The organism is Mesorhizobium sp. B3-2-1 (assembly GCF_006439515.1).
Taxonomy (GTDB): Bacteria; Pseudomonadota; Alphaproteobacteria; order Rhizobiales; family Rhizobiaceae; genus Mesorhizobium.
The window spans coordinates 1-15,115 of sequence record NZ_VFTI01000032.1; the positions used below are offsets into that span (position 1 = coordinate 1).

General features: G+C 62.5%; 13 protein-coding genes. 9 read left to right on the plus strand and 4 right to left on the minus strand.

Annotation, left to right across the window (positions count from 1 at the left end; translation table 11 throughout):
• Nucleotides 1-11: 11 nt before the first annotated feature.
• Nucleotides 12-920, minus strand: a complete 909-nt coding sequence (locus FJW08_RS26360; protein WP_140812903.1) for a DUF2167 domain-containing protein — start codon at nucleotides 918-920, stop codon at nucleotides 12-14.
• 151 nt (nucleotides 921-1,071) lie between these two features.
• Nucleotides 1,072-2,520, minus strand: coding sequence for an XRE family transcriptional regulator (locus FJW08_RS26365; RefSeq protein ID WP_140812904.1), 1,449 nt, complete (start codon nucleotides 2,518-2,520; stop codon nucleotides 1,072-1,074).
• 237 nt (nucleotides 2,521-2,757) lie between these two features.
• Between FJW08_RS26365 and aceA the strand changes: the two genes are divergently transcribed.
• From aceA to FJW08_RS26380, 3 genes are all read left to right on the plus strand, one after another.
• Nucleotides 2,758-4,047, plus strand: a complete 1,290-nt coding sequence (aceA, locus tag FJW08_RS26370) for an isocitrate lyase (protein WP_140812905.1) — start codon at nucleotides 2,758-2,760, stop codon at nucleotides 4,045-4,047.
• Nucleotides 4,048-4,111: 64 nt separating this feature from the next.
• Complete coding sequence (locus FJW08_RS26375) at nucleotides 4,112-4,354, plus strand: hypothetical protein (RefSeq protein ID WP_006202762.1); 243 nt, start codon at nucleotides 4,112-4,114, stop codon at nucleotides 4,352-4,354.
• Nucleotides 4,355-4,632: 278 nt separating this feature from the next.
• Entirely contained in the window at nucleotides 4,633-5,037 is a 405-nt protein-coding gene (locus tag FJW08_RS26380) for a response regulator (protein WP_140812906.1), read from the plus strand.
• Between the two features lie 72 nt (nucleotides 5,038-5,109).
• On the opposite strand, the gene FJW08_RS26385 is transcribed toward FJW08_RS26380, so the two are convergent.
• Nucleotides 5,110-5,826, minus strand: coding sequence for an HAD family hydrolase (locus tag FJW08_RS26385; RefSeq protein ID WP_140812907.1), 717 nt, complete (start codon nucleotides 5,824-5,826; stop codon nucleotides 5,110-5,112).
• Between the two features lie 149 nt (nucleotides 5,827-5,975).
• Here FJW08_RS26385 and FJW08_RS26390 point away from each other — a divergent pair, with 149 nt between their 5' ends.
• The 3 genes from FJW08_RS26390 to FJW08_RS26400 all read left to right on the plus strand — a co-directional run bounded on the left by FJW08_RS26390 (nucleotide 5,976) and on the right by FJW08_RS26400 (nucleotide 9,976).
• Complete coding sequence (locus FJW08_RS26390; protein WP_181183054.1) at nucleotides 5,976-7,412, plus strand: glutamine synthetase family protein; 1,437 nt, start codon at nucleotides 5,976-5,978, stop codon at nucleotides 7,410-7,412.
• Between the two features lie 6 nt (nucleotides 7,413-7,418).
• Nucleotides 7,419-8,705, plus strand: a complete 1,287-nt coding sequence (locus FJW08_RS26395) for an FAD-binding oxidoreductase (protein ID WP_140812909.1) — start codon at nucleotides 7,419-7,421, stop codon at nucleotides 8,703-8,705.
• A gap of 386 nt (nucleotides 8,706-9,091) precedes the next feature.
• On the plus strand, nucleotides 9,092-9,976 hold the full coding sequence (locus tag FJW08_RS26400; protein WP_140812910.1) for an SH3 domain-containing protein: 885 nt from the start codon (nucleotides 9,092-9,094) through the stop codon (nucleotides 9,974-9,976).
• A 19-nt stretch (nucleotides 9,977-9,995) separates the two neighbouring features.
• Here FJW08_RS26400 and FJW08_RS26405 read toward each other — a convergent pair whose 3' ends face one another.
• Nucleotides 9,996-10,742 carry an SDR family oxidoreductase gene (locus tag FJW08_RS26405; protein WP_140812911.1) on the minus strand — a complete coding sequence of 249 codons (747 nt, stop codon included), beginning with the start codon at nucleotides 10,740-10,742 and terminating at the stop codon, nucleotides 9,996-9,998.
• A gap of 301 nt (nucleotides 10,743-11,043) precedes the next feature.
• Here FJW08_RS26405 and zwf point away from each other — a divergent pair, with 301 nt between their 5' ends.
• From zwf to edd, 3 genes are all read left to right on the plus strand, one after another.
• Complete coding sequence (zwf, locus tag FJW08_RS26410) at nucleotides 11,044-12,516, plus strand: glucose-6-phosphate dehydrogenase (protein WP_140758936.1); 1,473 nt, start codon at nucleotides 11,044-11,046, stop codon at nucleotides 12,514-12,516.
• The gene (gene pgl / locus FJW08_RS26415) at nucleotides 12,498-13,214 is read left to right on the plus strand and encodes a 6-phosphogluconolactonase (protein ID WP_140812912.1); all 717 of its coding nucleotides are present in this window, start codon (nucleotides 12,498-12,500) and stop codon (nucleotides 13,212-13,214) included. The genes zwf and pgl overlap by 19 nt, the downstream gene beginning before the upstream one ends.
• A 73-nt stretch (nucleotides 13,215-13,287) precedes the next feature.
• Nucleotides 13,288-15,111, plus strand: coding sequence for a phosphogluconate dehydratase (gene edd, locus FJW08_RS26420; RefSeq protein ID WP_140812913.1), 1,824 nt, complete (start codon nucleotides 13,288-13,290; stop codon nucleotides 15,109-15,111).
• Nucleotides 15,112-15,115: the final 4 nt, after the last annotated feature.

Sequence of the window (15,115 nt, forward strand, 5' to 3'; positions counted from 1 at the left end):
ACCTCCAAAAATCAGCGTTGAATCTGATTTGCCCTTCCTTGGGAATCCCAACCCGTTAAATCGTCACTACGTCCTAGCAGGATCAGGCCAAATTTTTTCAGCGCAATGAGCGCCACAGCGATAAGACCTGCCTTTGCCGCCAATTTTCCGGCTATCAGGCCGCCAATGCCGACTGCCGCAACCGTATCGGCGCCCGGTGTGAAATCCGTGTACTTTTTTCCGTCATTGAAGACAGCAAGACCAAGGACTTCGTCCAGGCTCTGCCTTATCTCCGGCAACTGCTCCACCGTGGCGATATAGCTCATTACGAAAACGCCTTCCCTGCCGAGAAAACGGACGTCGTAGTTGAGCGTGTGAACGCTATCGTTTCCGAATTGCAATTCCTTGGCCCAGTGCAAACGCTTGTTTGCCGCATCATAGACCGGCGGTGAGGCCCAACCAATGAGCGTAATGGGCGGAAAGCCGTCCTTCAGCCTTTGGTCATTGCCCGACAAGGTGTCCGCCTGCATGCTGTGCAGCAGATCGCCATAATCGATTGATGCGGCATCGCCATCATCGACATGGCCTATCTTTTCCCATCGCAGTTCTATCCCCCAATTGCCGTCCGAGAGGGGATCGTATTTGGCTGGAAAGATCATGCCGACGGCATCGGAAGCCGAAGTGGGTGGATTGCCCCAAGCCTCGGTCAGGACCGAGACGGTATCTTTCTTGCTCAGAAAGTAGAACTTATCTCCGAGATTGAGATGCACACCTTCGGCAAGGTCCACCGCGCCGATCTTCGGATCAATCTTATCCAAGAACGCCTTGCCGGCATCATTGTAAGCTTCATAGGACTTGAAGAATCCCGAGGATTTCTCCGCAAATGCGGGCGAGATCGCCAGGGCAAGGCCCAGACCAACCCAAAGAACCGTCCTGCCCATCAACACCCCCGCCGATCCGCAGCTAGAGGTTTGATATCTTACTACCAATGCTCAATCAATATTGTTGCTCGCAATGTTGGGCGCGTGACGGCTTGTTGTTTGCACAACCAAAGAAGAACCTGACCCACCATGCCCTCCCCGGGCGGCGACCTTACTGGAAATCGAACGCGCTCAGGCCGGTCACCATCTCATCGAGGCCGAGGGGTCGCGTCACCGGCGGCTCGGCGCGCGCCAGGCAGCCGACACGCTCGCAAAGCCGGCAGGCCGGTCCGATGGGCGTCGCCGCGATGGTGACCGCCCCTACCTTCGGGCCGACTGCCGTGCCGGGCAGGGCCGCGCCATAGACGATGTCGTCGCGAAAACCGATGTCGCAGCCAAGCAGCAGTGCCGTGCGGCGCGGGCGTTCCGAGAATGCGCCTTGCGGCCCTTCCAGCGTGCGGGCGATGCACAGGAACTCGGCGCCGTCGGGCATTTCCACCGCCTCGACGAAGATCTGGCCGGGTTGGGTGAAGGCGACATGCACGGGAAGCTTGGGACAGCCGCCGCCAAATCGGCTTTGCGGAAAGCCCTGGCTGCCGGCCTTGCGAAAGCGATTTCCGGCATTGTCGACCTCGAGCATGAAGAAGGGCACGCCAGAAGCACCTGGCCGCTGCAGCATGGTCAGGCGGTTTGCCGCCTGCTCGAAGGAGACGCCAAAGCGCGAGCGCAGGACGTCGATGTCATAGCGTGAGCGAACGGCCGCCGCGTGAAAGGGCTGGTAAGGCATCATCAGCGCATGGGCGGCATAGCGGCCGAGTTCGAAGCGGGCAAGGCGGCGCGCCTCGTCCGTGGCCAGCCTCAGCGCCTGGATCTCGCCGGCGACCGCGACCGTCATGCGGATCAGGCAGGCCTCCATCGCGACTTCACGCAACTGGTCGAATGGCGACAGGCGCTCGGACAGGAACAGGCGCTGCGAGTGACGGTCGTAGCGGCGGCGCCAGTTCGGCATGGTGGCGACCGGCAGAACCTTGACCACGATGCCGTATTCGCGCCTCAGCCATGCCTTCAAGGCGCCAAACAGGTCGTCGCCGGGATCGAGCACCGACGTGAACGCCTCGGCCTCTTCCTCGAGCGAGGAAAAATGGTTCGGCCGCCGCTCGAAAATCTCGTGCACCTCGTCGATCGGCAGCCGGGCGCCGGAGAGCGCGGTCGCACGGCCCTCGCGCGCCAGAAGCTCGTTGATGTCGGACAGCCGCTCGGCCTGCTCGCGATAGGCGCGGAACAGTTTTATCACCGCCGCGGAGGCATTGGGCGCCGCCTCGGCAAGCTCGATCAGTTCCTGGTCCCCCGGCAGCTCGCCGACCAGCAGCGGATCGGTGAACACCTCCTTCAGGCCAGCGACCGACCCCCTCGCCTCGCCCTGAAGCTCATGCGGATCGACCTTGTAGACGGAGGCCAACCTCAGGATCAGCTGCACCGTCAGCGGCCGCTGGTTGCGCTCGATCAGGTTGAGGTAGGAGGGCGAGATGCCGAGCCCCTCGGCCATCGCCGTCTGGGTCAGGCCCTTGGCGTTGCGGATGCGGCGAATGCGCGGCCCGGCGAAAATCTTCTGGTCAGCCATCGACTATCCTTGACAGGAAATTACATGAAATCAGTCGCGATCCCGGCTTGCTTGCCTTTACAGGATTGACAAATTTACAATGCCTCCCTGTCAAACACAATACAGATTTTCCCTTATATCCGGTGGGATTTCCTGATTTTCCTGGCTCATTTTGCGGCGCAATGTAAATTCAGTCACATAGAAGTACCCCCGACAACTGGCGCACGGACATCGCGCAGAAATCCTTCGGAGCGACCAATGACTGATTTTTACAACCTTGTCCCCTCGGCGCCTGAAGGCCGCTTCGACGGCATTGAACGCCCCTATTCGCCGGAGGACGTGAAGCGGCTGCGCGGTTCCGTGCAGATCAGACAGAGCCTTGCCGAAATGGGTGCCAACCGGCTGTGGAAGCTCATCCACGAAGAGGACTTCGTCAATGCATTGGGCGCCATGTCCGGCAACCAGGCGATGCAGCAGGTGCGTGCGGGGCTGAAGGCGATCTATCTGTCGGGCTGGCAGGTTGCCGCCGACGCGAACACCGCCTCGGCGATGTATCCGGACCAGTCGCTCTATCCGGCCAATGCGGCGCCCGAACTGGTCAAGCGTATCAACCGCACGCTGCAGCGCGCCGACCAGATCGAGACCTCCGAAGGCAAGGGGCTTTCCGTCGAGACCTGGTTCGCGCCGATCGTTGCCGATGCGGAAGCCGGCTTCGGCGGCCCGCTCAACGCCTTCGAGATCATGAAGGCGTTCATCGAGGCGGGTGCCGCCGGCGTCCACTATGAGGACCAGCTGGCGTCGGAGAAGAAGTGCGGCCATCTCGGCGGCAAGGTGCTGATCCCGACCGCGGCGCACATCCGCAACCTCAACGCGGCGCGGCTCGCGGCCGACGTGATGGGCACGCCCACCCTGGTCGTGGCACGGACCGACGCGGAAGCGGCAAAGCTGCTCACTTCCGATATCGATGAGCGCGACCAGCCCTTCGTCGACTATGATGCCGGCCGTACGGTGGAAGGCTTCTATCAGGTCAGGAACGGCATCGAGCCTTGCATCGCGCGGGCCATTGCCTATGCGCCCCACGCCGACCTGATCTGGTGCGAGACCTCGAAGCCCGACCTGGCCCAGGCCAAGAAATTCGCCGAGGGGGTGCGCAGGCACCATCCGGACAAGCTGCTCGCCTATAATTGCTCGCCGTCATTCAACTGGAAGAAGAATCTCGACGACGCGACGATCGCCAAGTTCCAGCGGGAACTGGGCGCCATGGGCTACAAGTTCCAGTTCATTACGCTGGCCGGCTTCCACCAGCTCAACTACGGCATGTTCGAACTCGCCCGCGGCTATAAGGCGCGGCAGATGGCGGCCTATTCCGAGTTGCAGGAAGCGGAATTCGCGGCGGAAGCCAATGGCTATACGGCGACCAAGCACCAGCGTGAAGTCGGCACCGGCTATTTCGATGCCGTCTCGATGGCGATCACCGGGGGCCGGTCGTCGACCACCGCCATGCATGAATCGACCGAGCACGCGCAGTTCAAGCCGGCAGCGGAGTGAGCTCGCCAAAAAAGACGACCAACAGAGGAAACGCCCGAGAGGGCAAGGACATAGGAGAAGACCAATGGCATCGATAAGCCGTGTCAAGGAAAGGGCAGAAGAGCAATCGACCACGATGAGCGTCGACCAGCAGGCGACGATCCGCATGCTGGCCAACGATCTGCACAGGCTCAACCAGTCGGTGATGAAGGCGGTCGAGGCGGGCGTCTCGGTGGAGCTCGTGCGCTCGGCAAGGCATCATGGCGGCGACGGCAATTGGGGCGATCTGCTGATCCCGGTGATCGTCACTCAGCAGAGCCATGGCTGATCGGAAATCGTCCAAGCGGCCCTTCACCTGCGCAATGTATGCGCAGGTGAATTTTATTTTTACGCAACCGAACGATGGACAGAGCAGTACAGTACTGTTGCTTGAATCCACTGTTGTGGAGGGCGACAGCAGGTTCTTTTATTTCAACTTGACATAGGGTCCGATCTCACGCCAATTGTCGCCCAGATTCAACTCTGCATTGAAATAGGGGCGAACTTCTTGGCCGACTTGGGTGCCCAGTGAATCGCGATGGCGAGACCGCAAAACATGTAAATCTGATGACTCGGGATTCAAGCACGGAGACGATCCGCGATCTCTCGCGGGTGCTTGTTGTCGGGAAATCGCCGATCAACCGGGTCGTCGTATCGAAGATCGTCGAGCGGTCCGGGCTCAGACCAATCTCGGAACCGCCTGATATCGCGGCGAAAACCTTGCGAACGCTGGTGCCGGGAGCAATTGTCCTCGACGGCGGTCCCGACAACAAGGACTGCGACAATCTGATGCCCGGCATCGAAACGTTGCGCCGGGCTTCGGGCAAATCGCTTCCTCCCGTGATCCTGCTTTCAACCAAGAATGGCACGCCGGAGAGCCTTGGCCTGGCCAATGTCGTCGACGTGGTGGTGGCCAAGCCGATAACGCCCGAACGGTTGCAACCGGTGATCGATCGTCTGATCAGCCGCTGAGGCAATTCCGGGAAAGTCGTGCAGCGGTTTTCCGTCCGGAATTATGCAAAAGGCAAATAATCAAAGCCGCGATCAGCCCGACTTCGCGATGCCTTCTATCAGTTCCGGCAATTGACCGAGATCGGATATCTGGCGGAAACGCGGCTCTGCGACCGGCGCCTCGACATGTTCGAGCACCCAGGTCAGTTCGTGCGGCACATGGACGCCCCAGCCGCCTGCCTCGATGGCGGGCACCACGTCCGACTTCAGCGAATTGCCAACCATCATGCTCCTTGCCGGGCCGTCGCCATGGCGGTTGAAGAGGCGGGCATAGGTCGCGGCAGTCTTGTCGCTGACGATCTCGACAGCGTCGAACAGGTCGCCCAGCCCGGAGCCGGCGAGCTTGCGCTCCTGATCGAACAGATCGCCCTTGGTGATCAGCACGAGGCGGAAGGTGCCGGCGAGTTTCTCGACCGTCTCGCGCGCATGCGGCAAGGGCTCGATCGGATGGCCCAGCATCTGGCGACCGGCGTCGAGCACCTCCGATATGACCGAGGCAGGCACGCGCCCGTCGGTGACCTCGATCGCCGTTTCGATCATCGAGAGCGTAAATCCCTTGATGCCGAAGCCATAGATCGCAAGGTTGCGCCGCTCGGCCTCCAACAGCCGCGCCGAGATCTGCTGCTCCTCACCATGATCGGCCAGCATGGCGGCAAAGCGCTTTTCCGTCATGCGGAAGAATTGTTCGTTCTGCCAAAGCGTGTCGTCGGCATCGAAGCCGATCGTGGTCAGTTCGCTGCTGGTTCGCATCGCCGGCTTCTCAAAGTGCGGGAAGACACCAAACCTAAGCCGACCGGCAGGCGATTTTCAACCTGCAACGGCAAATGCCGGCGGTGGCTCCCCTTCCCTTCCATCGCGCGGCACAGCTATACTTCGAAATCCGCAACCCAATCTGGTGAATGATGCCGCCTGCAAAAAAGGAAGTCCGTCCGTCGAGCCGCGGAGGACGGGCGCGCACGCCTGCCTTTGTGAAAAACCTGCGGGGTGTGAAGAACTGGAAGGAAGTCAGCGATTGGCTGGAATGGCGCGGCATCGAGGATATCGAATGCATCACGCCCGATCAGGCCGGCGTGGCGCGCGGCAAGATGATGCCGTCGAAGAAATTCACCTCCAACACCTCACTGGCGCTGCCCTCGGCCGTCTTCATGACGACGATTTCCGGCGGCTATCCGGAGGACGGCAACGGCTTTCATTACCCGGAGGACGACGGCGACCTCAAGTTGATGCCGGACCTGTCGACATTGACCGTGGTGCCCTGGGAAGAAGACCCGACGGCCGCCGTCATCTGCGACCTCGTCCACCAGGACGGCCGCTCGGTCGAGTTCACGCCGCGCAATGTGCTGAAGCGAGTGCTGGCGGCCTATGACAAGCTTGGGCTGAAGCCGGTCGTGGCGCCCGAGATCGAGTTCTATCTCGTGCGCAAGAATCCGGACCCGGACTATCCATTGACCCCGCCCGTCGGCCGCTCGGGGCGCGCGATCGGCGGCGGCGCCGGCTATTCGATCGCTGGCGTCAACGAGTTCGACGAACTGATCGACGACATCTACCATTTCTCCGAAAGCCAGGGGCTGGAGATCGACACGCTCATCCACGAAGAGGGTGCCGGCCAGCTCGAGATCAATCTGCGCCATGGCGACCCGATCGAACTTGCCGACCAGGTATTCATGTTCAAGCGCACCATCCGCGAGGCGGCACTCAAGCACGAGATCTACGCGACCTTCATGGCCAAGCCGATCCAGGGCCAACCGGGCTCGGCCATGCATATCCACCAGTCGATCGTCGACAAAAAGACGGGCAGGAACATCTTTTCGGCCGAGGATGGTTCCGAAACCGAGGCTTTCTTCCATTTCATCGGCGGCATGCAGAAGCACGTGCCGAACGCGTTGGTGATGTTCGCGCCCTACGTCAACTCCTACCGGCGGCTGACGCAGGCGGCATCGGCTCCCGTCAACAACAAATGGGGCTACGACAACCGCACCACGGCGTTCCGGGTGCCGCGTTCCGACCCTGCGGCGCGGCGCGTCGAGAACCGCATTCCGTCCTCCGACGCCAATCCCTACCTGGCGCTGGCGGCCTCCCTCGCCTGCGGGCTGATCGGCATCACCAGGAAGATCAAGGCCGAACCGCCAGTGCTGACGACCGCCAACGCGGACGAGATCGACCTGCCCCGCAGCCTGCTCGAAGCCGTCGACCTGTTCGAAGGCGACGAGGAACTCGGCGCACTGCTGGGCAAGTCCTTCGCCGCCACCTATGCCGCGATCAAGCGTGCGGAATTCGAGACGTTCATGGAAGTGATCAGTCCGTGGGAGCGGGAATATCTGCTGCTCAACGTCTGACCAGTCATGAACTATCAATCCCCGATCTCGCCCGGCCGCTCCTGGTATGAGGACACGGCTGGACCACGGCCTGAATATCCGGCGCTCGACGGCGGCCGGACCTGCGATGTCGTCATCATCGGCGGTGGGTTTACCGGCCTGTCGGCGGCGGTTTATCTGGCCAAGGCTGGAGCGGACGTGGTGCTGATCGAGGCGCATCGCTTCGGCGATGGCGCTTCCGGGCGCAATGGCGGCCAGCTCGGCACCGGGCAGCGCGCCTGGGCCGAGGATCTGGAGGCCGAATATGGCCTTTCCCGCGCCAAGGCACTGTTCGATCTCGCGGAGGAGGCCAAAGCCCACCTGCTTGACTTCGCGGCCGTCAATCAGATCGATATCGACTACATGCCAGGCCAGCTTTCGGTCGCGCACAAGCCGCGCTATGTCGATGATTACAAGGCGCATGCCGAGATCATGGCCAATCGCTTTTCCTACCCGCACATCTCATTCATGGATGCGAAGGAGACGGCGGAGCGGCTGGGCTCGAGCGCCTATTTCGGCGGCACGCGCGACACCGACACCGGCCACATCCATCCGATGAAACTGGTGATCGGCACTGCGCGGGTGGCGGCACAGGCCGGCGCGCACCTGTTCGAAGGGACGCCATCGACCGGCATCATTTCCGTCGGGGGCAAGGTCAGGGTTTCCACACCGAGAGGGACGATCTCGGCGCAGAAATGCCTGATCGCGGTCAATGCCTATGGCGGTACGCTCGAGCCGGTCAGTGCCGCGCACATAATGCCGATCGGATCCTTCATCGGCGCGACCGTGCCGCTGGGGTCTGATTCGAAAGTGCTGCCGGGGGGCGAATCGGTCGACGATTCCCGTTTCGTCGTGCGCTATTTCCGCAAATCCAGGGATGGCCGGCTGCTGTTCGGTGGACGCGAGGTCTATGGCGTCAACGATCCGAAGGATATCCACATCCACATTCGCCGCCAGATCGCGGAACTCTATCCGGCACTGAGCGATGTCGAGATCACCCATGGCTGGGGCGGTTATGTCGGCATCACTGTGCCGAGAAAGCCGTTCGTGCGCGAAGTGATGCCGAATGTGATCTCGGCCGGCGGCTATTCGGGTCACGGCGTCATGCTGTCCAACTTCTTCGGCAAACTCTATGCCGAAACCGTCGCCGGCAACCGCGACCGGCTGAAGCTGATCGAGGGGCTGAAAATTCCGCCATTTCCTGGCGGCCGCCGGTTCCGCGCGCCGCTGCTTTTCCTCGCGCTCAACTGGTTCGCGCTGCGGGACAGGATCTAATGCGTCGTGCAAAAGTGACCTGCTCGGGGAAGAACGACCTGCATCAAAACAAGATCTAAAAGTGCGTTGTATAAGTCCGTTTCGAGGCGACGTGCTTTAGGCAGAGATTGGATGGCCGTTATCCCATGCGATCACGATCTAATGTAATATTGTAATATCCATGTAACATTTGTTGCCCGGGCGACACATTGCGGAATTGCCGGCAAAGGCGCAGAATCCTTGGTAATGGCGTACTGATGCCACAATCGCGGGCGAAAGGTCCGCATCTGGGCGATTGTTCGGGGATTGTTGCGGGCCTGTCCGCGTTTTTGGACCGATGCTGATCGAACGCATGATTTGCGATATCTGATCGAAAGAACACCGGCCCGCTTATGGAGGTGGCAAGAGTGAGAGAGCCCTTCAGTTTCGGTGCTCCGGAACGTCGGCGCTTTGCCATGCAGTTCGGCTATGACATGCGCCCGTCATTCTGGCAGGGAGTCCGTTCGAACTCGCACCTGGTCATTGCCGCGGTCGGCACCGCCGCACTGCTCGGCGTTGCCGCCGTGGCACTCTGGCTGGCATTGCCGACCAGCGAGAGGCAAGCGGCCGCCAGCCCCGCGCAGAGCATTCCAGCCATTCCGGTGAAGACGACGAAAGTTCCCCCCTCCGGGACGACGGTGACTGCGGCGGCCGTGACGCCGCGGGCGGAGCGCAAGTCCAGCCAGGTCTCACCGGCCATGGCAGCGGCGGCGGTTAATATACAAGCGCTTGCGGCCAATGATCCCCGCTGGACCGGGGCACAGCCGAAGGCTGCTGCCGCGGCAACTGATCCCGATCAAGCAGCCGCCCCCGGCCAGGTAACCAAGCAGCCTGAGCCGGCGCCTGGCAAAACAGCGGCAGCATTCGCCCAATCGTCTGCCGATACCGATGCCACCGACGAGCTTGCCAAGGTTGCCGCGTCGAACCCGCCTGCGAATAGCAGCAACCCCGATGGCGCGCAGACCGCAGCCATTCCGGAGACGCAGCCGCAAGCACCGGAACAAAAGCCCGCGAATGCACAAGGCGGGGATAACGCAGCCAAAGCGAAGCCGCACAAGGTGGCGGCGGCGGGCAGCGGCCATATTCTCAGGACTGTGACCATGCGCAGTGCTCCGAAGAAGGGCGCTACCCCCATCGGCACGGTGCCTGCCCGGACTTCAGTGCAACTGATAGGCTGCAAGAAGTGGTGCGAGATCGTCTACAACGGCAAGCACGGCTGGGTGTACAAGAGCTACGTCAAGCCCGGCGCGTAATATCCGAAGATCGCCGCATTCAGATGCAGCGCCCGCCATCGACTTCCAGCGCCACGCCGGTGATGAAGGCGGCCTCATCCGAGGCCAGCCATAGCGCCGCATTGGCGATATCGAGCGGAGTCGACAGCCGCCCGAGCGGGATCGAGGCGCGGAATGTCTCGCGGATCTCGGGCGTATCAGCGCCCATGAATTTCTCCAGCATGCCGGTCTCGCCGGCCACCGGGCAGAGGCAGTTGACGCGGATGTTCTTCGGCGCGAGCTCCACCGCCATCGACTTGGTGGCGGTGATCGCCCAGCCCTTCGAGGCATTGTACCATGTGAGGCCGGGCCGAGGCCGCAGGCCAGCGGTGGACGCCGTGGTCAGGATGACGCCACCGCCCTGCCGGTCCATGATCGGCACGACGGCAAGCGCGGCGTGATAGATCGCCTTCATGTTGACTGATGTAATCAGGTCGAAGGTTTCCTCATCGACCTTGAGCATGTCGCCATTACGATGGGTGAACCCGGCATTGTTGACCATGATGTCGATGCGGCCGAAGGCGCTTTTGGCCGCATAGACCATCTCGTCGAACTCGGAGCGCAACGAGACATCGGTCTGCGTCCAGATTGCCGCCGCGCCGATCTCGCCTGCGACGCGTTCCGCCCCCTTGGCGTTGAGATCGGCAACGACGACCCTGGCGCCCTCTTGCGCGAAGCGCTTGGCCATGCCTTCGCCGAAGCCTGATGCCGCACCGGTTATAATGGCGACCTTGTTTTCCAAACGCATGCGTTTACCGCTCCCTGGGTTCATCGCGCAGCTTGCACGGAAGGGTGACAACCCGGCCGGTGCCGCGACGGGGTACGATTTCTCCCTTAGCTTTCGTCACATTCAGGTTCTATGCTGCAACTGCGAAAGCTTCCGGAGTCTTCGTTCACCGACAAGCCTCCAGGTGGCGCCAGTGTCAAGCGCACATGTGGACCCAATCAATATCCAGCGATTGGCCCTGTGACAGCATGGCACTGGAAAGTTTAAATCGATTAGAATATATCAGCCGCGTACTCGCGACCGGCGTCAAAGCGGACAGACCATGACCAGCCAGATCATCCCCGTCGACCCCTTCGACTTCATCATCTTCGGCGGCACCGGCGACCTGTCGGAGCGCAAGCTGCTGCCGTCGCTCTACTACCGCCAGCGCGACCATCAATTCTCCGAGCCGACGCGCATCATCGGCACGTCGCGCTCGAAAATGAGCGACGAGGAATTCCAGGCCTTCGCCAGGCAGGCGATTTCGGACCATGTCAAGCCGGCCGACATCGATGCCAAGGAGTTGAAGACCTTCCTGGCGCGGCTTTCCTACGTCCCGGCCGATGCGACGAGCGGCGCCGGCTTCGACAAGCTGAAGAAGGCGATCGGCGAAAGCGACCACATCCGCGCCTTCTACCTGGCCGTGGCGCCGGCACTGTTCGGCGATATCTCGCACAAGCTCAAAGAGCACAATCTGATCACGCCGAATTCGCGCATCGTGCTGGAGAAGCCGATCGGTCGCGACCTCGCCTCGGCGCAGGCGCTCAACGACCTGGTCGGCGACGACTTCCACGAAAGCCAGATTTTCCGCATCGACCATTATCTCGGCAAAGAGACGGTGCAGAACCTGATGGCGCTGCGCTTTGCCAATGCGCTCTACGAGCCGCTGTGGAACTCCGCCCATATCGACCACGTGCAGATCACCGTCGCCGAGACCGTTGGCCTGGAAGACCGCGTCACCTATTACGACAAGGCTGGCGCGCTTCGCGACATGGTGCAGAACCACATGCTTCAGCTGCTTTGCCTCGTCGCCATGGAAGCACCGTCGTCGATGGACGCCGACGCGGTGCGCGACGAGAAGCTGAAGGTGCTGCGGGCGCTGAAGCGCATCAACGGCAACGAAGCGCCCAAGCACACCGTGCGTGGCCAGTATCGCGCCGGCGCGTCGGCTGGCGGACCGGTGAAAGGTTATGTCGAGGAGCTCGGCAAGGACAGCAACACCGAGACCTTCGTCGCCATCAAGGCCGAGATCGGTACCTGGCGCTGGGCAGGTGTTCCGTTTTATCTCAGGACCGGGAAGCGGCTGACGACCCGGGTTTCGGAAATCGTCATCGAGTTCAAGCCGATCCCGCATTCGATCTTCGGCGACAGCGGCGCGGGGCCGATCTTCGCCAACCAGCTGGTCATCCGGCTGCAGCCGGACGAAGGCGTCAAGCAGTACATCATGATCAAGGATCCGGGCCCCGGCGGCATGCGGCTGCGTCAGATCTCGCTCGACATGAGTTTCGCGCAGTCTTTCGACGGCCGCGCGCCCGACGCCTATGAACGGCTGATCATGGATGTCATCCGTGGCAACCAGACCCTGTTCATGCGTCGCGACGAGGTGGAAGCCGCCTGGAAGTGGATCGACCCGATCCAGAATGCCTGGGAAGGCGCCAAGCAGGAAGCACAGGGCTATACGGCAGGCACATGGGGGCCGTCAGCATCGATAGCGCTGATCGAACGTGACGGGCGGACATGGCACGAGAGCAATTGAACAGCGTCAGCTACAACTGGAATGCCTTTGCCGACCGTCCGCAGCTGGCCTCGGCGCTGGCTGGCCGCGTCGCCGACCGCCTGACGAAAGCGATCGACCGGCGCGGGGTGGCGTTGCTGGCTGTCTCCGGCGGCACGACGCCGGCAAAGTTCTTTGCCGCTCTCTCAGCGGCGCCGATCGCTTGGGACAAGGTGATCGTGACGCTGGTCGACGAACGCTTCGTGCCGGCCTCCTCGCCGCGATCCAATGCCGGGCTGCTGGCAGCAAACCTGCTGCAGAACGCGGCCAAGGCGGCCCGTTTCGTGCCGCTCTATCATGATGCCATCGGCGTCGAGGATGCCGCGGCATCCGACGATGCGGCACTGCGATCCCTGCCCTGGCCGCTCGATGTCGTGGTGCTCGGCATGGGGCCAGACGGCCACACCGCCTCGTTCTTTCCCGACGCCGACGATCTGCCGAAGCTGCTCGACCCGGCCTCCGGCCGGATCATCCTGCCCGTTCATGCCAAAAGCGCCGGCGAGCCGCGGCTGACCCTGACGCTCGCCCGCATCATCGACGCGGGTTTCCTCGCCTTGCACATAGAGGGCGAGGACAAGCGCGTCGCCTTCGACAACGCTGTCGCGCCCGGACCGCGTAAGCCGATCCGCGCCGTGCTCGACGCATCGCCCGAGCCCGTGGAGGTTTTCTGGGCGCCCTGATTTCAAGTTTACAAATGGTCCCGGCAACGGCGGGAGGATGTTTCCGGGACCTCGGCTGAAAGGACCTGATGCCATGACCGCAAGACGCGATATCGAAGCCATCACCGAGCGGATACGCCAGCGCTCCAAACCGAGCCGAGAGCGTTACCTCAGCCGTATCGCCGAAGCGTCGAACCAGACCGCCAACCGGTCGGTGCTGTCCTGCGGCAATCTTGCCCACGGGTTCGCGGTGTGCAGCCCCTCGGAAAAGCTGGCGCTCGGCGCCGACAAGGTGCCCAATCTCGGCATCATCACCTCCTACAACGACATGCTGTCGGCGCATCAGCCCTTCGAGACCTTCCCGGCCCTGATCAAGCAGGCCGCGCACGAGGCCGGCGGCATCGCCCAGGTCGCCGGCGGCGTGCCGGCGATGTGCGATGGCGTGACACAAGGCCAGCCCGGCATGGAGCTGTCGCTGTTCTCGCGCGACGTGATCGCCATGGCAGCCGCGATCGGCCTGTCGCACAACATGTTCGACGCCGCCGTCTATCTCGGCGTCTGTGACAAGATCGTGCCGGGACTGGTGATCGCCGCACTGACCTTCGGCCATCTGCCGGCGGTGTTCATTCCGGCCGGCCCGATGACGACAGGCCTTCCCAACGATGAGAAGGCCAAGGTCCGCCAGCTCTATGCCGAGGGCAAGGCAGGTCGCGCCGAACTCTTGGAAGCCGAGTCCAAGTCATACCATGGGCCAGGCACCTGCACCTTCTACGGCACGGCCAATTCCAACCAGATGCTGATGGAGATGATGGGCCTGCACACGCCGGGCGCGTCCTTCGTCAATCCAGGCACGCCGTTGCGCGATGCCTTGACCCGCGAAGCGACGAAGCGGGCGCTGGCGATCACCGCGCTGGGCAATGCCTATACGCCGGTCGGGCGGATGATTGACGAACGCTCGTTCGTCAACGGCGTCGTCGGCCTGCATGCAACCGGCGGCTCGACCAACCACACCATCCACCTGATCGCCATGGCGGCTGCCGCCGGCATTGCGCTGACCTGGCAGGATATTTCCGATCTCTCGGAAGCGGTGCCGCTGCTCGCGCGCGTCTATCCGAACGGCCTTGCCGACGTGAACCATTTCCACGCGGCGGGCGGGCTCGGCTTCCTGATCCGCGAACTGCTCGACGAAGGCATCCTGCACGAGGATGTGCAGACGGTGTGGGGCGAGGGCCTGCGGCCCTACGCGGTCGAGGCAAAGCTCGGCGCCGACGGCAGCGTGGTGCGCGAGGCATCGCCTCGTGACAGCGGCGACGAAAAGGTGCTGGCGCCGTTCAACAAGGCGTTCCAGCCGACCGGTGGCCTCAAGGTGCTTTCAGGCAATCTTGGCCATGCCGTTATCAAGACTTCGGCCGTCAAGCCGGAGCGACGCGTCATCGAGGCGCCGGCCAAGGTGTTCGATAGCCAGCAGGGGCTGAACGACGCTTTCAAGGCCGGTACGCTCACCGGTGATTTCATCGCCGTCATCCGCTTCCAGGGGCCGAAGGCCAACGGCATGCCGGAACTGCACAAGCTGACCACCGTGCTCGGCATCCTGCAGGACCGCGGCCAACGTGTCGCGCTGGTCACGGACGGGCGCATGTCGGGCGCCTCCGGCAAGGTGCCGGCGGCGATCCATGTCACGCCGGAAGCGGTCGAGGAAGGGCCGATCGCGCGAATCCATGACGGCGACATCATCCGCCTCGACGCCGATGCCGGCACGCTGGAGGTGCTGGTGCCAGGGACGGAATTCGCGCTGCGCCGCACGGCCGAAGCCGACCTGATCGGCAACGAGTTCGGCTTCGGCCGCGAGCTGTTCGCCGGTTTCCGCCAATTGGTGGGCCGCGCCGACCACGGCGCCGGCGCCTTTGGAACCGCCTGAGGCA